Here is a 21,075-nt window from a genome sequence, read left to right as displayed (position 1 = left end):
CCGGGCCTCCGGGCTCGTCCTCGACTATCCCGCGCCCAGCGGCCCCGTGCGCGCGCTTGCCGGCGTTGATCTCGAGGTGCCGCAGGGCGCCCATGTCGCCCTCATCGGCCCGTCGGGCTCGGGCAAGTCGTCGCTGGTCGCGGTGCTCGCCGGGCGGCTTGCGCCGTCGGCCGGCCGGGTCGAGATCGGCGGCCGCGTCGCGCGAATCCACCAGGACCTTCGGCTCGTCCCGCGCGCCTCGGCGCTGCGGAACGTGCTGCATGGCTGCCTCGGCCGCGTGTCGCTCTGGCAGTCCTTCCGCTTCCCGCCGGCCGAGCGCCAGCGCGCCGAGGCGCTGCTGCGGCGGGTCGGCCTCGGCCACCGGCTCCACGCGCCGGTCAGGACGCTCTCGGGCGGGGAGGCGCAGCGCGTCGCCATTGCCCGCGCGCTGATGCAGGACCCCGACATCCTGCTCGCCGACGAGCCGGTCGCGAGCCTCGACCCGGCCAATGCAGCGGCTATCATGGGCCTTCTCGACGAGCTCCGGCGAGAGCGGGGCCTCACCCTCGTCTCCGTCCTTCACGATGTCGCACTCGCGGAAGCCCATGCCGACACCATCGTGCGGCTCCAGGCGGGCCACGTGGCGCGCGGGGCGGCGCCGGGTCAGGCCGGGGCGCCGCCGTTTCCGACGCCTGTCGCAGCTCCGCCGCCGCGCCTTCCGTCGAGCCTCGGCTTCCTTGTCCTGACCGGCGTCGCGGTGGCCCTCTCCTGGGGCGTGATGGCCGGCGCCCCCGCCACCTTCGAGGGTGCGTTCGGCGAGGCGCTGCGCTTCCTCGCCCGGCTCGTCCCCACCCCAGCCCAGATGGACGAGATCCCGTGGGGGGAGCTTGCCCGCTCGCTCCTCGACACGCTGCGGATGGCGGTGCTCGGCACGGTGCTCGCCACCGTCTTCGCCCTGCCGCTGGCGGCGCTCGCGGCGCGCAACATCGTGCCGCCCTGGCTCGGCTGGCCGGTCAGGGCGGCCCTCAACCTCTGGCGCGCGGTGCCCTCGATCGTCTGGGCGCTGCTGTTCGTGGCGGCGGTCGGGCTTGGCGCCATGGCCGGCGTGCTCGGCCTCGTCGCCTATTCGCTCGGCTATCTCACCAAATTCTTCTACGAGGCGTTCGAGGGAGCGGAGACGTCCGCTGCCGGCGCGCTGGCCGAGCTTGGCGCCTCGGGCATGAAGCGCTTCGTCCACGCGGTCTGGCCGGTCGCGCTCCCCGCGCTCGCCGGATCGGTGCTCTTCATGCTGGAATATAATGTGCGGGCGGCCTCGGTGCTCGGGATCGTCGGCGCCGGCGGAATCGGCCATGATCTGAAGCTCGCCGTCGACTGGTCGAACTGGCACGTGGTGGGGGCCATTCTTGCCCTTCTTGCACTCGCCGTGATTGCGGTGGATGCGTTCAGCGCCTGGGCCCGCGCCCGCATCGGCTAGATCTCCACGACCTTAGAGTGAAAAGTCTTTAGCTGCCACCCAGGTCTTTGTTTTGCCTTCTAAGAGGCTCTCTTTCCGATGCAACAAGTGCTATGGCTGATAAGAGATCATCCACTTTAGCGTGAGCAATCCCATAATCTGATCGAAACTCGCTGATTGCTCTTCTAGTTTCTGGTCCGATCTTTCCATCCACCGAAGAGTTCATATAGCCGAGAGTCTGAAGAGATCGTTGCAATCTTAGAATCTGCCTTTCACGCGCCAAAGCGTCTGTAGAATGCTTTCGCGCATCGCGATAGCTTAGTTCAGAACCCAATAACTCCTTGAACCTGATAGATGCGGTTGCCATAAGAGGATTGTATCGCGCCATAACACGAAATGGCGTTGACTGATTTGGCATCAGTGGCGAGAATTCAGAAAGCGCGCTATCAGAAGTAATGAAATTCCCGCTCTGGTCATAAAATTCTACTACAACTTCAAGGTTTCTAATCCTCGCTTGACCAACGTTCCTGACTCGTCCCTCCACAATCGCATAGCCAGATCTAGAAAACCATTGCCAATTTTCCAACTGAAGTGTATAGTCTAACACCGGTTCTTTGTCTAGTTCTCGCAAATCTTCCAATCTCTTTTCTGCCTCTTTAACAAGCTCTGGCCCTGTCAGTGGCGGAAGGAGAGAAAAGTTATTCCAATTTGGGCTTTGTTGAATCTCTTTGTTTTGCATTCTATCATCTTCAATTTTGCAGCTGGACAAGACAAATAGAGGCAGAAAAACCATGGAAAATCGCGTAAATGTCCGATAGAACTGCTTAAAAGAAAAATCTCTTCGGAGTTTGTTAAGGGGCATCAGCGTTTTTACCTAAAAGGGGGCAAGAAGCCTCTCAGGCCGCGGCGGCGGGGCGGGCCCTGCGAGCCTCGGCCAGCTCCTCGGCGAGCAGGAAGGCGAGCTCGAGCGCCTGGCTGGCGTTGAGCCTCGGGTCGCAATGGGTGTGGTAGCGGTCGGCCAGCGTCTCGTCGGTGACGGCGATCGCGCCGCCGGTGCACTCGGTCACGTTCTGGCCGGTCATCTCGATGTGGATGCCGCCCGCGTGCGTTCCCTCGGCGCGGTGGACCGCGAACACCTGCCGCACCTCGGCGAGGATGCGCTCGAACGGCCGGGTCTTGAGGCCCGAGGCGGACTTGATGGTGTTGCCATGCATCGGGTCGCACGACCAGACCACATGCCGGCCTTCGCGCTTCACCGCGCGGATGAGCGCGGGGAGGTGCGCTTCCACCCGGTCGGCGCCGAAGCGGGAGATGAGGGTGAGCCGGCCGGGCTCGTTGGCAGGGTTCAGCGTGTCGATGAGGCGCAGGAGATCATCGGGCGTGAGACTCGGCCCGCACTTGATGCCGATGGGGTTCAGCACGCCGCGCAGGAACTCGACATGGGCGGAGCCTGGAAAGCGGGTGCGGTCCCCGATCCAGAGGAAGTGGGCGGAGGTGTCCACCCAGTCGCCGGTCAGGCTGTCCTGCCGGGTCATCGCCTCCTCATAGCCCAGGAGCAGCGCCTCGTGGCTGGTGTAGAACTCCGTGCCCTTGAGCTGCGGCACGGTCTCGGGCGAGATGCCGCAGGCCTCCATGAAGGCGAGCGCCTCGCCGATCCGCGTTGCCACCTCGGCATAGCGCTCGGCCCAGGGCGAGCGGGCCATGAAGTCGAGGTTCCACTTGTGGACCTGGTGGAGGTTGGCGTAGCCGCCGGTTGCAAGCGCGCGCAGCAGGTTGAGCGTCGCGGCGGCCTGCATGTAGGCGCGCTTCTGCCGTTCCGGGTCGGGGGTGCGGGCCTCGGCGTCGAAGCCGATGTCGTTCACGATGTCGCCCCGGTAGGAGGGAAGGGCGACGCCGCCCTGTTCCTCCATGTCGGCCGAACGGGGCTTGGCGAACTGCCCGGCCATCCGCCCCACCTTCACCACCGGCATGTGGCTTGCGAAGGTGAGGGTGACGGCCATCTGCAGGATCACCCGGAAGGTGTCGCGGATGGTGTTGGGGTGGAACTCGGCGAAGCTCTCCGCACAGTCCCCACCCTGGAGCAGGAAGGCGCGGCCTGCCGCCACGTCCGCAAGGCGGGCCTTGAGGTCGCGCGCCTCGCCGGCGAACACGAGCGGCGGATAGCTCCGCATCTCGGCCTCGACCGCTGCCGCGCGCGCAGGGTCGGGCCAGGCCGGCAGCTGCCGCGCTTCGGCCGCGCGCCACGAGGAAGGTGTCCAGGGTTTCGCCATCGCGCCTGCGTCATGCACCGGCAGGCGCGGGCGGGCAAGCCTCAGGCGGGGAGGGCGGGGATCCAGTTGCCGTGGAAGCCGGGCGGAATCCGCCGGGGGATGCGTACCTCGGCGACCGGCGGCGCCGCGATGTCGGCCGCATCGAGGATCATGAGCGCGCTTCGCCCCTCGCCTGGCCAGGCGACGAGGCCCACGAGCCAGCCCTCCAGCTCGCGCTTGCCGCGCGGCACATGCACGAACTCGCCCACCATGGCGCCGGGGCCGAAGTCGTGCACCTGGCTGCTGCCAGCTTCGACGTCATGGGCAAGCAGGCGGGGGGTGGCGACGACCGTGGCCAGGTCCACTTCCGCGGTCCAGACATGGCCGTGGCGGCGGCCGGTCCGCCGCTCGTCGATCCGGGGGAACTCCTGCGGCCGGTCGTCGAGCACGCGGCGCGCAACCGTTCCCGCAGCCGGGTCGAGGGTCCAGCGCTCGAGGGTGATGCGCTGCGCGTCCGGCCCCGAGGTGGAGCGCCAGAACATGCGGTCGTGCACCACGAGGTCGCAGACGATGGTGCCGTCGCCAACCTCGAAGGCGTTGGCGGGGTGGAAGACGTAGCAGGGGTCGACCGCGCACCAGCGGATGCTCGCCCCCGGCGCCTCGAGGCCGAGCACGCCGACCCGGGCGGGGTGCCGCGGGTTCCACGCCAGCGGGAAGCGGTGACCCTTGAGGTAGCGGTCGAGCGCGAAGGTGACCGGCAGGTCGAAGACGAGGATGTGCCGTTCGGTGATGGCGCAGTCGTGGATCGAGGGGCCGTCGGCAACCGCGATCTCCTCCGCCCGCTCGACGCGGCCACCGGGCGAGACGACGACATGCCACACCCGGCCGTTCGGGGCGCCCTCGTAGCAGATGGCATGGTGCTTCCCCGTGGCCGGGTCCCGGTGGGGGTGGGCGGAGAAGGGGGTGGTGAGCGTGCCGCCGAACGGGTCGTGGCGGAGCGTCGCAAGATCGGGTCCGAGCTCGACCGGGTATCCGGCGGCCTCGACGATCGCGTAGGTCTTCCCGCCGATGTCCACCACGTTGGTGTTGGCAACGTCGGTCAGCGGGTGGCGGGGGCCAGGCGCAGGCGCTTCGCCGAGGAAGGCCGAAACCGCGTTCGAGCGCACCCAGCGGTTGCGGTACCAGAGCGCCCTGCCGTCCTTCAGGCGCACGCCGTGGACCATGCCCTGCCCGAGGAACCAGTGGTGGCTCGGCTGGTGCTCGGTGCCGAGCGGGTTGGCGCCGTTCCTGACGTAGAGGCCGTCGAGTGCCTCGGGGATGGTCCCGCGGACCTCGAGGCCCTCGAGCGTGACCTCCTCGGTGACGGGGGCGAACACCCCGTTCATCCAGGGGTTGGGGTCAGGGCGCATCCGCCCCCGGTTGAAGCCGGCGAGCGCCGCCAGCCCCGTGCCCACCACGCCCCTGATCGCCGCCTCGACACCGCCTGCCATGGCCGCCTCTCCTCCAGGCGCCACCCTAGCCGCGTCAGCGCATCAGGACCAGTTCCTCGGCCATGGTCGGGTGGAGGGCGACGGTCGAGTCGAGCTCGGCCTTGGTGAGGCCTGCCTTCACCGCGATGGCAAGCGCCTGGAGGATCTCGGGCGCTTCGGGCCCGATCAGGTGCGCGCCGACGATGCGGTCGGTCGCGGCATCGACGACGAGCTTGTAGAGTGCGCGCTCGTCGCGTCCGGCGAGCACGTTCTTCATCGGCCGGAAGTCGGCGGTGAAGATGCGCACGCCACCCAGCCGCTCGCGGGCCTCGGGCTCGGTCATGCCGACCGAGGCGAGCGGCGGGTGGCTGAAGACGGCCGACGGCACGTTCGCATAGTCCACCGTCCAGTGGCGGCCGCCGAACAGCCGGTCGGCAAGCGCATGGCCCTCGCGGATGGCGATCGGGGTGAGCTGCATCCGGTCGGTCACGTCGCCGACGGCGTGGAGCCATGGAAGGTTCGTGGTGCTGCCATCGTCCACCGCGATCTCGCCGCGGTTGCGCCGGGTGACGCCGAGCGCCTCGAGCCCGAGGCCGTCGGCGTTGGGGATGCGGCCGATGGCCCAGAGCAGCGCATCCACCTCGAGCGGCTCGCCGGCCGAGAGCGCGACCCGGAGCTGGCCTCCCGCCAGCCGCTCGACCCGGGTCGGCTGGCAGTCGAGGCGGATGTCGATGTGCTTGCCGAGCGAGATCTGCAGCAGCCGGTCGGCAAGCGCCGGCTCCCAGCCACGGAGGAGGCGATTGCCCCGCACGAGCTGCGTCACCCGGCTGCCGAGCTCGTGGAAGATTCCGGCGAACTCGTTGGCGATGTAGCCGCCGCCGACGATGGCGATCCGCTCGGGCAGGGCCTCGAGGTGGAAGACCTCGTTCGAAGTGATGCCGAGCTCCGCGCCGGGAACGTCGGCCGGCACCTGCGGCCGCGCGCCGGTTGCCACCAGCACGTGCCGCGCCGTGACCTCGCGCTCGCCCACCCGCACCCGGTTGGGCCCGGCAAGCTCGGCGCGGGCGTGGAAGGTCTCGACCGCGTGGCTGTCGAGGGTCGCCTGGTAGGCCCGCTCCAGCCGGCTCACGTCGGCGAGCACATTGTTCCTGAGGGTCGGCCAGTCGAAGTGGCGGCCCTCGATCCGCCAGCCGAAGCGGGCGGCATCCACCAGGTCTTCGGCGAAGTGGGCGCCGATGACGAGGAGCTTCTTCGGCACGCAGCCGCGGATGACGCAGGTGCCGCCCACCCGGTGCTCCTCGGCAATGCCCACCTTCGCGCCATGGCCGGCGGCGATGCGGGCTGCGCGCACCCCGCCCGAGCCCGCACCGATCACGAAGAAGTCGAAGTCGAAGGACGCGGTCACTCGACCGTCACCGACTTGGCGAGGTTGCGCGGCTGGTCGACATCCGTCCCCTTGGCGACCGCGACATGGTAGGCGAGGAGCTGCACCGGCACCGCATAGACGAGCGGGGCGATCAGCGGGTGCGTGCGCGGCATCTCGAGGGTGGCCAGGCACCCGTCGCCGGCGGCGGCGAGGCCCTCCCGGTCGGAGATCAGGATCACCTTGCCGCCGCGAGCCCGGACTTCCTGCATGTTGGAGACGGTCTTCTCGAACAGCGGGCCGGAGGGTGCCAGCACGATGACCGGCACTGCCTCGTCGATGAGGGCGATGGGTCCGTGCTTCATTTCGCCCGCGGCATAGCCCTCGGCGTGGATGTAGCTGATCTCCTTGAGCTTCAAGGCGCCCTCGAGCGCCATCGGATAGTCGGGCCCGCGGCCGAGGTAGAGCACGTCGCGCGCCGGGGCGACGAGCGGGGCGAGCGCTGCGATTGCCGGGTCGAGCGCGAGCGCGGCGTTCATGGCCGCGGGCGCCTCGGCGAGGTGGGTCACGATCTCGCGCTCCTCCTCGCGGGAAAGCCGGCCGCGCGCGCGCGCGAGGTTGGCGGCAAGCGCTGCCAGCACGGCGAGCTGGCAGGTGAAGGCCTTGGTGGAGGCCACGCCAATCTCGGGGCCGGCGTGGGTGGGCAGCAGGATGTCGGCCTCGCGCGCCATCGAGCTCGTCGGCACGTTGACGACGGCAGCGATGGTCTGCCCCTCGGCACGGGCGTGGCGCAAGGCGGCAAGCGTGTCGGCCGTCTCGCCCGACTGGCTGATGAAGAGCGCCAGCCCCCCGGGCTCCAGCACCGGCTCGCGGTAGCGGAACTCGGAAGCGACATCGATGTCGACGGCCACCCGGGCGAAGCGTTCAAGCCAGTAGCGCGCCACCATGCCGGCGTAGAAGCTCGTCCCGCAGGCGACGATCGTGACCCGGCCCACGTTCTCGAGACGCGCATCGGGGATGGGCAGCGCCACCTGGCCGTCGAGCGGCTTCAGGTAGGACTGGAGCGTCTGCGCCACCACCAGCGGCTGCTCGTGGATCTCCTTCAGCATGAAGTGGCGGTAGTTGCCCTTCTCGACCAGCGCGCCCGAGAGGCCCGAGCGGATGCGCGGCCTCGTGACCGGCCGGTTCTCGCGGTCACGGATCTCGACCGCCCCGCGGCGGAGGATCACCCAGTCGCCGTCCTCGAGGTAGCTCACCTCCTGGGTCAGATCGGCAAGCGCCAGCGCATCCGAGCCGAGATAGGCCTCGCCGTCGCCGAAGCCCACGGTGAGCGGCGCGCCGAGCCGCGCGCCGATGAGGAGGTCTGGTTCGTTGCGGAACAGGAGCGCGAGCGCGAAGGCGCCGTGGAGCTGCGGGAGGACCGCCTGCACTGCCGCCACCGGCGGGTGGCCGCGCTCCAGCTCGCGGGCGACGAGATGGGCGATGACCTCGGTGTCGGTCTCGGAGGTGAAGACCCGCCCCTCGGCTTCGAGCGCCTCGCGCAGCGGGCGGAAGTTCTCGATGATCCCGTTGTGGACCACGGCCACGTCGCCCACGATGTGGGGGTGGGCGTTCACCTCGCTCGGCCGGCCGTGGGTGGCCCAGCGGGTGTGGGCGATGCCCGAGGCGCCATGGGCCGGCTCGGCAGCGAGCCGCGCCTCGAGGTTGGCGAGCTTGCCCTCGGCGCGCCGGCGGACGAAGCCGTCGCTGCCCACGAGGCAGATGCCGGCGGAGTCGTAGCCGCGATACTCGAGCCGGCGCAGGCCGGCGACGAGCCGCGCGGCCACCTCACCGCGCCCGAGGATGCCGACGATTCCGCACATGGAGGGGCCTTTCAGGGAAGCTCGGAGGGCACGCGAATGCCCGGCCAGCCGGCCGGAAGGTCGCGCGTGTCGCGGGTGATGAGACTGGCGCCACGCACTTGGGCCGTGGCGGGGATGATGGCATCAAGGAGCTTCATACTGCCGAGGTGGAGGGTGACGGTTCGGGCCTCGGGGCAGCCGCGGCAGCAGTCAACCAGCGCATGGGTATCGAACTCGGGGTCGGACATCGGCCGTCAGTCCGCATCCCGGTCCTGGCGGATCTCCTGCGGGTAGAGCACGCCGTCGGCCGGGCCGGGCAGCTCCCTCCAGCGCCCCTGACCGCAAGCGATCCATCCCGGTTCGGAATGGCCGAGCGGATGGGCGCAAACGCCGTCGCGCACCGCGGCCACGCGCGATTGGCGGTCGCGCCGTGCCAGCGCATCGAGCCGCTCGAGGTCGTCGGCGGGAATGTCGATGAGCGTGCGCATGGCTTTCCGATATCACGATGTCATTCTGTCTCAATCAGCCTTGCCTGCCTTCCCCGCGCGAAACCGCGCCGCCCAGCCGGCATGGGCCTCCTGGCGCCCGCGCGCGACCGCAAGCGCATCGGCCGGCACGTCGCGGGTAATGACCGAGCCGGCGCCGACGATCGCCCCGGCCCCTACCGAGACGGGCGCGACCAGCGCGCTGTTCGAGCCGATGAAGGCGCCTTTGCCGATTACGGTCCTGAACTTGTCGAACCCGTCGTAGTTGCAGGTGATGGTGCCTGCACCGATGTTGGCGCCCTGGCCCACCTCGGCGTCGCCAAGGTAGGTCAGGTGGTTGGCCTTTGCCCCGGCGCCGAGCCGCGCCTTCTTGGTCTCGACGAAGTTGCCCACCCTGGCGCCCGCCTCGAGGACCGTCCCGGGCCGGAGGCGGGCGAAGGGGCCGACCGCGCAGCCGTCGCCGAGCGTCGCGCCCTCGAGGTGCGAGTGGGCGTGGACCACCACCCGGTCGCCGAGCGAGACGCCGGGACCGAACACCACGAAGGGCTCCACCACACAGTCGCGCCCGAAGCGGGTGTCGTGCGCGAGAAAGACGGTCTCTGGCGCCACCAGCGTGACGCCCGCCTCCATCACCTCGCGGCGGCGGCGCGCCTGGAAGGCCGCCTCGACTCGCGCAAGGTCGGCCCGGCTGTTGACACCGAGGAGCTCGTCCTCGCGTGCCTCGACCACCGTCGCGTCGAGACCTTCCGCGCGCGCCAGCATCACGATGTCGGGCAGATAATATTCGCCGGCCGCATTGGCGTTCCCGACCTGGTGCAGCAGCCGCCAGAGGAGCGGTGAGGCCATCGCCATCATGCCGGCGTTGCAGAGCGGAACGGCAAGCTCCTCGGGACTTGCGTCGCGGGCCTCGACCATCCTCAGGATCCGCCCGTCCGCGTCGGTCAGGATGCGGCCATAGGCCCCCGGCTCGGCTGGACGGAACCCGAGCACCGCGATCGGCGCGGCCGCGCTGACGGCGGCAAGCAGCGCGGCAAGCGTCTCGGCACGCACCAGCGGCACGTCCCCGAACAGGACGAGTATCGGCCCCTCGTGGCCGCGGAGCAGCGGCTCCGCCTGCAGCACGGCGTGGCCCGTGCCCAGCTGCGGCTCCTGGACGACGGTCTCGCAGCCGAGCGGCTTGACCACGGCTGCCACCTGCTCGGCCCGGTCTCCCACCACCACGACCGTGCGGACCGGTGCCAGTGCCGCGGCGGTCTCGAGGAGGTGGAGGAGCATCGGCCGGCCGCCAACGGGGTGCAGCACCTTGTGCGTGTCGGAGCGCATGCGCGTGCCCTTGCCGGCGGCAAGGATGACGATGGCGGGTGCCAGAGGCTGCGGCATGGCGCGCCCCTGCCACAGCCTCCGCGCTCGTGCCACCATGGGGACACGGCCTTTCCTTCCCCGAGGCTTTCCGGCACGGGCCGCCGCATGCCGCCGCGCCTTCCCATGACGGTCGCCTTCGACCTCGACGGCACGCTCGTGGACACCGCGCCCGATCTGGCTGCCGCACTCAACCATGCGCTGGCCGCCCTGGGCCGGCCCCCGGTCCCGGCCGAGTCGGTGAGGGCCATGGTCGGGCAGGGGGCGCGCCGCCTGCTCGAACGCGGGCTTTCCGCCACTGGCCCGCAGGAGGCCATCCCAGAGCTCGTCGCCCAAGGGCTCCCCCTCTTCCTCGCCCACTACCGCGCCAACATCGCGGCAATGAGCCGACCGTTCCCGGGGGCGGCAGCCGTACTCGACTGGCTAGCGGGCGAGGGCGTCCGGCTGGCGGTCTGCACCAACAAGCCGGAAGCGCTTGCCCTTGCCCTCCTCGACGCAATCGGCTGGCGGGCACGCTTCGCCGCCGTGCTCGGCGCCGATTCGCGTCCCTGGCGCAAGCCCGATCCGCGCCACCTCATCGACACGCTCGCCGCCGCCGGCGGGGCGACGGCCGCGTCCGTCTACGTGGGGGATTCGGCCACCGACTCGGAGACCGCCCGCGCGGCACGCGTGCCCTTCGTGCTGGTGACACACGGTTACAGCGAGATCCCCCACGCCGAAATCGCAGCGGACGCGCGGATCGACGGGTTCGCCGCCCTCGAAGGCGCGCTCGCGGCCCTTCACGCCCGATTCACCGGGGAGGACGCAACCGCCCGGCCATGATCCGCACCCTGGTTGCAGCCTTCGTCCTCGCCGCGCCTGCCTCCGCCACGACCCTTGCGGATGTCGAGCGTGCGCTCGCGGCCACGCGGAGCATGACGGCCACCTTTCGCCAGACCGCCCAGGACGGCAGCGTCGCCACCGGCACGATGACGCTGAAACGCCCGGGCCGGATCCGGTTCGACTACGGGCCCGGAGCGCGCATCCTCGTGGTGGCCGATGGCCAGCGGCTCTCGTTCATCGACTATGGCGTTGCCCAGGTCTCGCAGTGGCCTGTGCGCCAGACCCCGCTTGCCGTCCTCCTCGACCCCGAGGCGAACCTGTCGCGAATCGCCCGCCTCGTGCCCGAACGCGAGTCGCCGATTCCCGGCGCCGTGACCGTCGAGGCGCAGGACCCGAAGCGGCCCGACCTCGGCAGGATCCGCTTCTTCCTCGCGCCCGATTCCGCCGCACCTGGCGGGCTGCGCCTTCTCGGCTGGCGCGTGATCGACGGCCAGAACAACCTGACGCAGGTGGAACTTTCGGACATCCGCTGGAACGTCGAGGTTGGCGAGAACGCTTTCACGTTCCGCGATCCGCGCCCGCGCACCGGACGCCCGGGGGCGTGACCCAGCTGCCGGGTCGGCGAAGCGTCCCGCCCACGCGCCGGCTTGATTGCCAGCAGAATTTCGGCAAGTTTTTCCCGTTCACGGTTCGGAAAGCCTCCATGGCCTAGAAGCGTGAACAGGAGAGGCGCCGCCGGGATTTGCCCCCTGTTGCCCGGCCCCGCCCTCCCTTGCGTGACGAACGCATAAACGGCCCCTGCTCCATGCCCCCGGAGCAGGGGCCAATGCGTTGGAGGCCTCGCGGGGCTTGCCGCGCACGACAGGGGCGGCCAAGTGGTCCCCATGCCGCTCACCATCGCGAGCCTCAACATCAACAGCGTTCGCGCGCGCCCGCACCTCCTCGAGGAGCTGCTCCGTCGGCACAGGGTCGACATCCTCTGCCTCCAGGAGACGAAGTGCACGGATGCCGAGTTTCCCCGTCCGCTGTTCGCGGCCCTCGGCCTGCCGCACCTTCACCTCAACGGCCAGCGGATGCATCATGGGGTTGCCATCGCCTCGCGCCTGCCGCTCGAGCCGATCGAACGCCAGGACTGGCAGGGCAACGGCGAAGCGCGCCATGTTGCCGTTCGCCTGCCTTCGGGCATCGAGCTCCACAACGTCTACATCCCGGCTGGGGGCGATGTCCCCGACCGGGAGATCAACCCCAAGTTCCGCCAGAAGCTCGACTTTCTCGCCCGCATGACCGACTGGTCGGCCGCGCACCGCGCGCCCGCCATCCTCGTCGGCGACCTCAACATCGCGCCCCTGCCCGAGGATGTGTGGGACCACGAGGCCCTGCTCGACGTCGTCTCCCACACCCCGGTCGAGGTCGAGGCGCTGGGCCAGCTCCAGGCGAGCCGCAACTGGTGCGATCTCGGCCGCCGCTTCGTGCCCCCGCCCGAGCGGCTCTACAGCTGGTGGAGCTATCGCGCGCGCGACTGGGAGGCCTCCGACCGCGGCCGGCGCCTCGACCATGTCTGGTGCTCGCCCGAGCTTGTGGATGCGGCCCTCGGGGTCGAGACCCTGCGGGAGGCGCGCGGATGGCCGCGCCCGTCTGACCACGTGCCGCTCCTTGCCACCTTCGACCTGTGAGCGCAGCCGCCACCGACCTCGCGCTTGCCCGCGCCGTCGATGACCTGAGGCGCGGGGTCGCCGTGCGCGTCGCCGATGGCCCCTTCGCGCTCCACGCCCTGCCGGCCGAGCTGGCGACGTCCGAAAGCCTCGCCAGCCTCGAGACACACGGCCGTGCCGACCTGCTGCTGACGCCCGAGCGCGCCGCAACGCTCCGCATCACCAACCAGCGGGCAGCCGCCGGCGCCCGGGCCGTGCTCGTCACCCGCATGCCCTGGCTGGACCTGGTCACCGGCATCGCCACGGCCGACCCGGCCGACGACCTCGCAACACCGCTCAAGGGCCCGTTCCCGACCCGGGATCCGGGCCCGCACCTGCGCGCGGCGGAGGCCGTGCTCGTGCTCCTGAAGCGCGCCGGCCTGCTGCCGGCTGCCTTCGTCGTTGCCGATGCGCCGGCGGCGCCCGAGATGCTTGCCGTCGATGCCGCGGCGGCCCTGGCATGGCGCCGCGCGCCGCGTCTTCGGGTCGTGAGCCGGGCGCGGCTGCCGCTCGAAGGCGCGGAGGCCTGCGAGGTCATCGCCTTCCGGCCCGAGGACGGCGGGCCCGAGCACCTGGCGCTCGTCATCGGCGCGCCCCCGTCGCCGCCGCTCGTGCGGCTGCACAGCGCCTGCCTGACGGGCGACGTGCTGGGCAGCCTCCGGTGCGACTGCGGCCCGCAGCTCCGCGCCGCGGTTCGCGCGCTTGCCGCCGAAGGCGGCCTTCTCCTCTACCTTCAGCAGGAGGGCCGCGGCATCGGCCTCATGAACAAGCTTCGGGCCTATGCATTGCAGGACCAGGGCTTCGACACCGTGGATGCCAATCTGCGTCTGGGGTTCGAGGCCGAGGAGCGGGATTTCGACCTCGCGGCCGCCATGCTCCGCAAGCTCGGCGTGGGAGAGGTCCGGCTGCTCACCAACAACCCGGCCAAGACCGGGGCGCTCGAAGGGGAGGGCATCGCGGTGGTCGAGCGGGTGCCGCTCGTGCTGCCGCCCAACCCGCATAACGCGGCCTATCTCGCGACCAAGCGGGCGCGGCAGGGCCACCAGCTGTGATCCTTCGGGTCGAGGGCGGCTGTCTCCACGCCGAGGGCATGCGCGTTCCCGTGCGCGTGGGCCGCAGCGGCGTGGTGGCGCCCGAGGCCAAGCGCGAGGGCGACGGTGCAACCCCGGCGGGGCGGCTTCCCCTGCGGAGCGTCCTCCTTCGCCCGGACCGGGTCGAGGCCCTTCCGCTGCGGCTGCCGTGGCGCTGGCTGCGCCCGGCTGACGGCTGGAGCGACGCGCCCGCGGACCCGGCCTACAACCGCCCCGTGACGCATCCGCACCCCCATTCCGCCGAGCGGCTGTGGCGCGATGACGAACTCTACGACGTCATCGTCGTCCTCGGCTGGAACGATGCGCCGGTGGTGCCGGGCCGCGGCAGCGCCATCTTCTGGCACCTGGCACGGCCCGACGGCGGGCCGACCGAAGGCTGCCTTGCAACGGCCCGGGAAGATCTTCTCGCCCTGCTGCCGCGGCTTGGGACCGGCAGCGTGGTGGAGGTGGCAGGGCCGGCTTGACTTCGCCTTCCCGAATGCCCATCGGCGCGGGCCACGCACCCGTAGCTCAGCTGGATAGAGCGTTGCCCTCCGAAGGCAGAGGCCAGAGGTTCGAATCCTCTCGGGTGCGCCACCTCTGGGCAAAAGTGGGCACCAGCCGCCGGTCCGATTCGGCCGAGCGCGCGACCATGACCTCGAGGTCGGAGGTGTGGCCGCGGATGACGAGCCCCTCGTTCGAGAGGCGGACCTCCGAGACCAGCATGTGAAGGTAGCTCTTCCTGAGGTGCGGATCGGGCCCGCGGAGTGCCTCGCGCATGAGGCGCGCGAACCGGTCGAGCACGTCTGGTGTGATCTGCCGGTGCGGGCGGTCGCGATCCTGCGCCTCGAGGGCGCGGATTTCTTCGTCGAGGACTGAGAGTTCGAGGTTGCGCGCCTCGAGCCGCTGCCGCACCTCGGGGTCGCGGGGGTCGGCAAGGCCGGCCTCGATTGCGTCCCAGAGGCGCGCCTTCGTAGCTTCCGCCTCGGTGCGGCGGGCGCGCAGGCGGGAGAGGCGGCTGGCGCGCTCGGCACGGGCGGCATCCGAGCGGTCGAGGAGGTGGTGGAGCAGCTCCCGGAGCCGTTCGGGGCCAAGGATCCTCTGCTCGATTGCGGCGATCACCGCGTCATCGACGTCGGCGAGGCGGAAGTTCCTGAGCGTGCAGGCATCGGCCGCCTGGGTGCGCTTCGTCTGGCAGGTGAGGTAGCGGTAGCGGCCGCCCTTGCCGGTCACGAGGAGGAGGCCGGCGCCGCATCCCGGCTCGCCGCAGCGGCCGATCTGGCCGAGGAGCGTCGGGCCGTTCACCCGCCGCGGTGCCGTGACCTTCGGCCGATTGATGGCGAGCCGGGCCTGGACGGCCTCGAAGAGCGGGCGCTCGACGATCGGCGGGCAGGGGATGCGGATCCACTCCTCGGGCGGCCGGATCCTGCCGGTCCGGCTGTCGCGGACATTGTAGAGATGCTCGCCGATGTAAGTCGTGCGCTGGAGGATGTCGGCGATGGTCGAGGTCAGGAACCGCTTGCCGCGCAGCCGCACGCCCTCGCCGTTGAGGCGGGAGGCGATGGCCTTGAGCCCCTGCGGCCCTGAGCCTTCCTCGCCGTGGGCATAGAGGCGGAAGATGCGGACGACGACCGCGGCCTCGTCGGGGTCGGGGACAAGCCGCTTCTTCATCTTCCGGCCCACCTGCCGGTCGGGCGCGGCCTGGTAGCCGAACGGGGGCCGCGAGCCGTTCCACCAGCCCTGCTCGGCATTGGCGCGCATGACCAGCTTCACCTGCTCGGCGTTGATCTGCGAGGCATACTGGTCGATCGCGGTCAGGATCTGGAGGATGAGGTCCGCGTGCGGGCCGGTGCCGAAGTCCTGGGTCACCGACTGGAGCTGGACGCCGTGCCGGGCGAGCCGCAGCTTGTAGGCGGCGAACTCCTCGGCGTTGCGGAAGAAGCGGGAGTAGCTCCACACCAGCACGAGGTCGACCCGGAGCGCGCCCGAGCCGATCTCGCGAACCATGCGCTGCAGCTGCGGCCTGCGGTCGGTGGTGCCGCTCGCACCCTCCTCAACGAACGTTGTGACCAGCTCGACCCCGTTGGCCTCGGCCCAGGCCCTGATCTCCTCCTGCTGCTCGGCAAGCGACAGCTCGTTGTCGGCCTGCTTCCTGGTCGATACGCGCACATAGGCGGCAGCCCGTCGTCCGGCCAGGACGCCGGTGGAGGAGGATGCCATGATCGGGCTTGCGCTTGCGGTGAGGGCTTGGGTCATTCGAACAGCTCCTCGATGCGATGCCCGAGGGCGGCGAAGACCATCTCCACTTCCTCCGGCGTCACGGGCGGCTCGTCCGGCCAGCCTGCATCGGCGCGCATGCCGAGGCCAGACAGGATCGTGTCCGACGCGTAGGCGCGGGCGTCGGGTTCCTTGGGCTTGGGATGCCGCTTCTGGCTGCATGGCAGTGCCATGCCGGCGTTGTCGCGTATGAGGCACGGCTGCGCTGGTGCCTCGTCCCGGAAAATCCCGCCCCGCGGCTGGGCTTCACGGTCGTGGCAGTGGCGCGTGCCACCCGCCGTGGAGCCTCTGCTCTGTGGATCACTGGGCTAGACCAGTTCTCGATCATGTTGGTTCATACCCGCAGGTGCTGAATGAGTTGGCGCATTCCTGGGTAGGTTGAGGATTAGGATGCAACCGATGGTGTTGCAGAGGCCGTGAGCGGTGCGCTCCGCTGGCTTTGCAGAGGTGGGCCTTGGGCTTCAAGAAGGCCTTGTCGATCAGGTTGAAGTCGCGACAGAAGGCGCGGGAAGACGCAAAAGGTCGCGCTGGCGGCCTCGATGCCACTCGCACCGCTAGCGCTGTGTGTCTGGCCACCTCGTCCGAGATGACGATGTGGCTAGGTCTCAACTCTAGGACAAGCACCTGCTCTACGTAGGCAGGGAACGCGTCGCGGTTGATCGGGCCGTCGAGCACTATGGGCGCGACCATGCCGCTGTTCCCGGGGGCCGGCGAGGAACGTCGTCGTCTTCCAGTGACCGTGCGAAAACCCGGCGGCAGCCGCTGGCCTTTGGGCGCCTGGCCTTGGCCGCGCACCATGATGGTCGACTCACAAGTCTCGTTGATGAACACTAGGCGGCCGGGGTCAAGATATGCCTGGCCCTCGAAGCAGGCCCAGCGCTGCTTCAGGATGTCGGGCCGGTCCTGCTCGGTGGCGATCGAAGAACCGCCAGACGTCTGCGATGCTGACGGGGGTGCCACGCGCCGCCAGCGCGGCCCGGAGCTCATCGAGGGTGAGCTCCGGCTGTTCCTCAACCAGCGCCAGCAGAAAGGCCCGATGGCCATCAATCACAGAAGACCGCACATTGCCCCCCGGGCGGCCGGGTCGGACACGCTCTCGGCTCAACTGCTGCTGAATGGCGCTCGAAACCTCTATCCCGAACCGGGCCGCCGCTGCCCAATACAACCTGCAGCTATCCGCCGCCCCCATCACCCGCTCCCGCAGGTCCATCGACAAGGCTCGTCCAATCCAGGCTGGCCTCCTCACCAACCCAATGGATGAGTCAGGAAACCTCAGCCTCGGGAGTCCCCCATCGATTCAACGTCGGTAAGAACCAGTCTAGCCTCATCATGCGTCAATTGCTCTTGTAACATTGCCATACAAAGTCCCATCGAAACCCTATCTTTCATGACGACATGTGACTAGACAATGAATTGACAGCGGTGACGGGTGTCGCAGGGATTTCAGATTTTCCCCCCTGTAGTACGTCGCATTCTGAACGGCTGGAACCGGTAGCGAGCAAAATTAGCAATTTTAGAACCTCGTGGAGCCGAGGAAACCTTGAAGCGCTCAATCCTGTTCCGTTGTTGCTCCAACGCAGATCGCCATAGGATCGCGGCCTCCCGCCTGTTACGCACGCCGAGAATGGTGATGGCACGGCGCATTCGCGCATCAACCGTGTGGGGAGAAATTCCAAGCTGCTGCGCAATTTCCTTGGAGGTCGCATGCGCATCGACGAGTTCGAGACATGCGACGAGCCTAGGGGTCAGGCGCTTGATCCTGCGCAACGCGTCTTGAGTCTCGGTCTCAAAGCCGGCCTGCCGCATCACTGCCTTCCAGCGCGACTTTTTGAATGTCGCAGACCAAAAATAAATTTTTTGTTATCTCTTAACAAGAGGTGTCGCGGGCGAAACGGTCACGTCCGCTGAGATCGACGGATGGCGGGGAGCAGACCTTGGCTCTGGCAGGGAGGCCCGAACATGCTCCGTTCGGCTGGAACGCCGGTTTTCCTCATCGTCTTCGATGTCGGTCAGGAACGCTCTCGGTCAGGTGCAGTGTTGCGCGTTCGCGGTTGATGGCCGAGCAGATCCAGTCCTTGGGATCCGGCCAGCCGTGATTGTGCTCACCCTGAGCGCAGGCCGGAAAGGTACTTTGCAGTGCGGGGCCCCGGATCCTTCGACTTCCCGGAGGCGGACATGACTTGGTTGAGCACATCGAGGGCCTGCGGTTCGGGCATCGGTTTGCCGATCAGGTAGCCTTGCAGGTGCGTGCAGCCGTGGCTTTCAAGGAAGTGACGCTGTTCGAGGCTCTCGACGCCTTCGGCAACGCAGTCGAGCCGAAGGCCGCGCGCCAAGCCGATGATCGTCGTCGCGATCAGTTCCCGACGACGGTCGGTCCCAATGGCGGCGACGAAGCTCTTGTCGATCTTCAGAGCATCCACCGGAAGCGTTCCCACATGGTTGAGAGACGCGTGGCCGGTGCCGAAGTCGTCGAGCGCGATCCGCACCCCGGCGTCGCGCAGGCGGGTCAGATGTTCGACGATGCGGCCAAACGAGCGGTCGAGGAGCACGGTCTCGGTGATCTCGAGCTCGAGCGCCTGTGCAGGCAGATCCTGCGCGGCAACCAACAAGAGGACACGCTCGGCGAAGTCCTCCGCGAGGAGCTGAGCAGTCGAGATATTGACCCCTACCTTAAGTGGCTGACCCGTGGCGGCGCGCAGCCTTGCACAGGCGGCGAGAGCCTGCTCCATCACCCGTCGACCAAGCAGTTCTGCGAGACCATGTTCGTCGGCGGCGGCCACGAACTCAGGCGGAGGCACCTGGCGCTGGCCGTCGTTCCAGCGCGCGAGGGCCTCAAAACCTGTCACGCGCCCTTCGGACAAATCCAACTGGGGCTGGAGGGCAATGGTGATCTGGTCGGCTGCGAGCGCTTGCCGCAGTCGCTCGGCCAGCTGATGCCTTTCCGCCATCTCGCCGGCCAGCCGGTCAGCATAAAAGACGACCCGGCCTCTGCCCTGACGCTTGGCTTCGTAAAGGGCGCGGTCGGCATTTCGGAGCAGTTCCTCGCAGTCCGAACCATCGACCCCTGCCAGCGCCGCGCCCGCCGAGATAGATGGAACAAGCCGCACCGTGCCAACCTGGCTGAAGCGCATGATCGACTGGATAATTTCCTCTACTCGGCAAGGTGCGTCCTGCTGTGTGACGTCGGGTAAGAAGATGGCGAACTCGTCGCCACCTAGCCGGGCGACCAGGTCCTGCCTGCGTACCGCACGGGAGGCGCGCCGAGCGACGGTCTGGAGCAGCGTGTCGCCAGCCTCATGCCCATAGGCGTCGTTCACGGCCTTGAAGTGATCTACATCAAAGACAACGAGACAGCCCGACGGCGGCATGGGCTCTGAGGATGCCAACATCCGCGCTTTCATCGCCTTGAGCAAATCGAGGAACCCGGACCGATTCAAAAGGCCAGTGAGTGTGTCTCTGCTGGCTCGTTCACGCGCTTCGAGCTCAGACCGCTTCTGTGCAGTGATGTCCGTACGCACCCAAATAAGATTGCCCGAGGGCGATCGCCGAGCAGAGGACAAAAGCCACCGGCCGTCGGGCAACTGGAGCTCGTGTGGCGGAACATCTGACGCTGCGGCCTCCACCATGGCGCGGATGGTCTGATCCAGGTCCGGGGTGAGGACCTTACCTTCCTCGATACAGAGCCATCCCCGGATGACCTCCTGAAGCGGCATGCCTGGCGTCAGCGTTGCCGCGTGCCCGGGGAACATCTCGCGCTTCATGCGATTGACGAGGATAAGGCGGTTCTGCTGATCATAGGCGGCGACCACGACCGGGACCGCATCGATGATGTCTCGCAGAAGCGTCTCGGCGGCACGTCGAGCCTCGAGTTCCCGGCGGGCAGCTTCTTCAGCTTCGCGCCTCGGGGTCACGTCGCTCTCGATGCCGACGAAGCCGCTGACCCCGCCCTTCCGGTCAAAGATCGGCGAGATGGAGAGCTCGATCCAGTAGGGCCGGCCATCGGCGTGATAGTTGAGGATCTCGCCATGAAACGGCCGGCCCTCGCGAATGGCCGACCCGATCGCAGAAATGGTCTCGGGATCAGTGCCTGGCCCCTGTAGGACGGAACCGGGCTTTCGGCCGATAAATCTTTCAACCGGGTGCCCGGTCAGCTTTTCGAAGGCGGTATTGGCCCAGACTGTATAGCCCTCGCGGTCGGTTACGATGGCGGCATTGGTCATCTGCCTGACGACCAGCGCCAGCCGTTCGTGATCACGGGCCCGCTCGGTGGCCTCGGTCACGTCCTCGCAAGTGCCAACAATGAACCTGGTGCGCCCCTCCTCCTGCACGGTGAAGCCGCTGGAATGCAGTAGGATCCGGCGCCCTCGGAAGGTGACCGCGGGATAGGTCTCGTCCCAGCGCGCACCGGTTTCCCGCGCCCTGTCGATGACCGCCAGCACGGCGTTCCGCACCTCCGGTGCGTAGAAGTCGATCGCATTGGGCAAGGTGGGTTCAAAGTCCTGCGGCACCTCGTGGATGCGCCGCGTCATGCGGCTCCACCACAGCGTCGAACGGTCAAGGTCGGCCAGCCAGACGCCGATGCGCGCGGCTTCAAACAGAGTCTCGGAGGCCTTCAGGCATTCAATGCTGGGTGCAGCAAGCAGTTCGGTCGGTGGCGCGAAGTGACGCATGACAAAATTCCAGTATTGGGCGTTCGAGCCACCGTCCGACGAGCCACGGCCTGGATGACAAGGCGGCCAGCTGAGGAGACGACCGCGCGCGACGCGGTTTGCGTGCAGTTTATGCGACATGTCGTCGCAAAGGTGTGAATCTCCGTCAGCTGTCGCCCAGAAGTTACGCGCCCTTTACGAGCCGGTCTTCGTCCTCCGTCCGACCGTTTTCTGGAACCGAGGTCTCGACCCCTTCCAGAGTGTCAGGCGATATCGAGGCAGAGCCAGACCGACAGATGGATTGACGATTGGCCCGGTCTGGCCAACCGCGCTCATGATGCGTGGCGGCAGGGCAGATCCAGCCTGAG

The 21,075-nt window shown here is 68.6% G+C and carries 17 protein-coding genes, 1 tRNA gene and 2 pseudogenes; 8 read left to right on the top strand and 12 right to left on the bottom strand.

The genetic code is table 11. The features are described 5' to 3' along the window. Positions 1 to 46: 46 nt before the first annotated feature. Positions 47 to 1,453: a phosphonate ABC transporter, permease protein PhnE gene (gene phnE, locus H3H34_RS13635; RefSeq protein WP_194744927.1), complete on the top strand. Its 1,407-nt coding sequence runs from the start codon at positions 47 to 49 to the stop codon at positions 1,451 to 1,453. 28 nt (positions 1,454 to 1,481) lie between these two features. Here phnE and H3H34_RS08775 read toward each other — a convergent pair whose 3' ends face one another. The 8 genes from H3H34_RS08775 to glmU all read right to left on the bottom strand — a co-directional run bounded on the left by H3H34_RS08775 (position 1,482) and on the right by glmU (position 10,219). Then, entirely contained in the window at positions 1,482 to 2,225 is a 744-nt protein-coding gene (locus H3H34_RS08775) for an FxLYD domain-containing protein (RefSeq protein ID WP_194751897.1), read from the bottom strand. 103 nt (positions 2,226 to 2,328) lie between these two features. Next, entirely contained in the window at positions 2,329 to 3,702 is a 1,374-nt protein-coding gene (locus H3H34_RS08770; protein WP_194744925.1) for a class II 3-deoxy-7-phosphoheptulonate synthase, read from the bottom strand. Positions 3,703 to 3,743: 41 nt separating this feature from the next. Then, positions 3,744 to 5,171, bottom strand: a complete 1,428-nt coding sequence (locus H3H34_RS08765; RefSeq protein WP_194744924.1) for a carotenoid oxygenase family protein — start codon at positions 5,169 to 5,171, stop codon at positions 3,744 to 3,746. A 34-nt stretch (positions 5,172 to 5,205) separates the two neighbouring features. Next, positions 5,206 to 6,555, bottom strand: coding sequence for a glutathione-disulfide reductase (gorA, locus tag H3H34_RS08760; RefSeq protein WP_194744923.1), 1,350 nt, complete (start codon positions 6,553 to 6,555; stop codon positions 5,206 to 5,208). Beyond that, positions 6,552 to 8,375 carry a glutamine--fructose-6-phosphate transaminase (isomerizing) gene (gene glmS / locus H3H34_RS08755; protein ID WP_194744922.1) on the bottom strand — a complete coding sequence of 608 codons (1,824 nt, stop codon included), beginning with the start codon at positions 8,373 to 8,375 and terminating at the stop codon, positions 6,552 to 6,554. The genes gorA and glmS overlap by 4 nt, the downstream gene beginning before the upstream one ends. Positions 8,376 to 8,386: 11 nt before the next feature. Continuing rightward, positions 8,387 to 8,602: a PIN domain-containing protein gene (locus tag H3H34_RS08750; RefSeq protein ID WP_194744921.1), complete on the bottom strand. Its 216-nt coding sequence runs from the start codon at positions 8,600 to 8,602 to the stop codon at positions 8,387 to 8,389. Between the two features lie 6 nt (positions 8,603 to 8,608). Beyond that, complete coding sequence (locus tag H3H34_RS08745; protein ID WP_194744920.1) at positions 8,609 to 8,842, bottom strand: CopG family transcriptional regulator; 234 nt, start codon at positions 8,840 to 8,842, stop codon at positions 8,609 to 8,611. A gap of 30 nt (positions 8,843 to 8,872) precedes the next feature. Continuing rightward, the gene (gene glmU, locus H3H34_RS08740) at positions 8,873 to 10,219 is read right to left on the bottom strand and encodes a bifunctional UDP-N-acetylglucosamine diphosphorylase/glucosamine-1-phosphate N-acetyltransferase GlmU (protein ID WP_194744919.1); all 1,347 of its coding nucleotides are present in this window, start codon (positions 10,217 to 10,219) and stop codon (positions 8,873 to 8,875) included. 87 nt (positions 10,220 to 10,306) lie between these two features. Here glmU and gph point away from each other — a divergent pair, with 87 nt between their 5' ends. The 7 genes from gph to H3H34_RS13880 all read left to right on the top strand — a co-directional run bounded on the left by gph (position 10,307) and on the right by H3H34_RS13880 (position 14,660). Then, on the top strand, positions 10,307 to 11,020 hold the full coding sequence (gene gph, locus H3H34_RS08735) for a phosphoglycolate phosphatase (RefSeq protein ID WP_194744918.1): 714 nt from the start codon (positions 10,307 to 10,309) through the stop codon (positions 11,018 to 11,020). Continuing rightward, on the top strand, positions 11,017 to 11,625 hold the full coding sequence (locus tag H3H34_RS08730; RefSeq protein WP_194744917.1) for a LolA family protein: 609 nt from the start codon (positions 11,017 to 11,019) through the stop codon (positions 11,623 to 11,625). The genes gph and H3H34_RS08730 overlap by 4 nt, the downstream gene beginning before the upstream one ends. Before the next feature lie 279 nt (positions 11,626 to 11,904). Then, entirely contained in the window at positions 11,905 to 12,693 is a 789-nt protein-coding gene (locus H3H34_RS08725) for an exodeoxyribonuclease III (RefSeq protein WP_194744916.1), read from the top strand. Further along, entirely contained in the window at positions 12,690 to 13,763 is a 1,074-nt protein-coding gene (ribA, locus tag H3H34_RS08720) for a GTP cyclohydrolase II (RefSeq protein ID WP_328831688.1), read from the top strand. Before H3H34_RS08725 ends, ribA begins: the two co-directional genes overlap by 4 nt. Before the next feature lie 38 nt (positions 13,764 to 13,801). Continuing rightward, the gene (locus tag H3H34_RS08715) at positions 13,802 to 14,266 is read left to right on the top strand and encodes a L,D-transpeptidase family protein (RefSeq protein ID WP_194745222.1); all 465 of its coding nucleotides are present in this window, start codon (positions 13,802 to 13,804) and stop codon (positions 14,264 to 14,266) included. Between the two features lie 35 nt (positions 14,267 to 14,301). Further along, positions 14,302 to 14,378, top strand: a tRNA-Arg gene (locus H3H34_RS08710). A gap of 150 nt (positions 14,379 to 14,528) precedes the next feature. Then, positions 14,529 to 14,660 carry a hypothetical protein gene (locus H3H34_RS13880; RefSeq protein ID WP_268978306.1) on the top strand — a complete coding sequence of 44 codons (132 nt, stop codon included), beginning with the start codon at positions 14,529 to 14,531 and terminating at the stop codon, positions 14,658 to 14,660. Between the two features lie 288 nt (positions 14,661 to 14,948). Here the strand turns inward: H3H34_RS13880 and H3H34_RS14145 are convergent. The 4 genes and pseudogenes from H3H34_RS14145 to H3H34_RS08685 all read right to left on the bottom strand — a co-directional run. Next, positions 14,949 to 16,001 (bottom strand): annotated as a pseudogene (locus H3H34_RS14145) (recombinase family protein); the annotation flags it as partial. A gap of 381 nt (positions 16,002 to 16,382) precedes the next feature. Beyond that, positions 16,383 to 17,286, bottom strand: a pseudogene (locus H3H34_RS13620) (transposase). Positions 17,287 to 17,501: 215 nt separating this feature from the next. Continuing rightward, positions 17,502 to 17,864, bottom strand: coding sequence for a response regulator transcription factor (locus H3H34_RS08690; protein ID WP_194744915.1), 363 nt, complete (start codon positions 17,862 to 17,864; stop codon positions 17,502 to 17,504). Positions 17,865 to 18,160: 296 nt separating this feature from the next. Then, positions 18,161 to 20,728: an EAL domain-containing protein gene (locus H3H34_RS08685; protein WP_194744914.1), complete on the bottom strand. Its 2,568-nt coding sequence runs from the start codon at positions 20,726 to 20,728 to the stop codon at positions 18,161 to 18,163. Between the last annotated feature and the right edge of the window lie 347 nt (positions 20,729 to 21,075).

Origin of the sequence: Thermaurantiacus tibetensis (assembly GCF_015354055.1) — a bacterium.
Classification (GTDB): Bacteria; Pseudomonadota; Alphaproteobacteria; order Sphingomonadales; family Sphingomonadaceae; genus Thermaurantiacus; species Thermaurantiacus tibetensis.
This window is presented reverse-complemented; position numbering and strand designations above follow the sequence as displayed.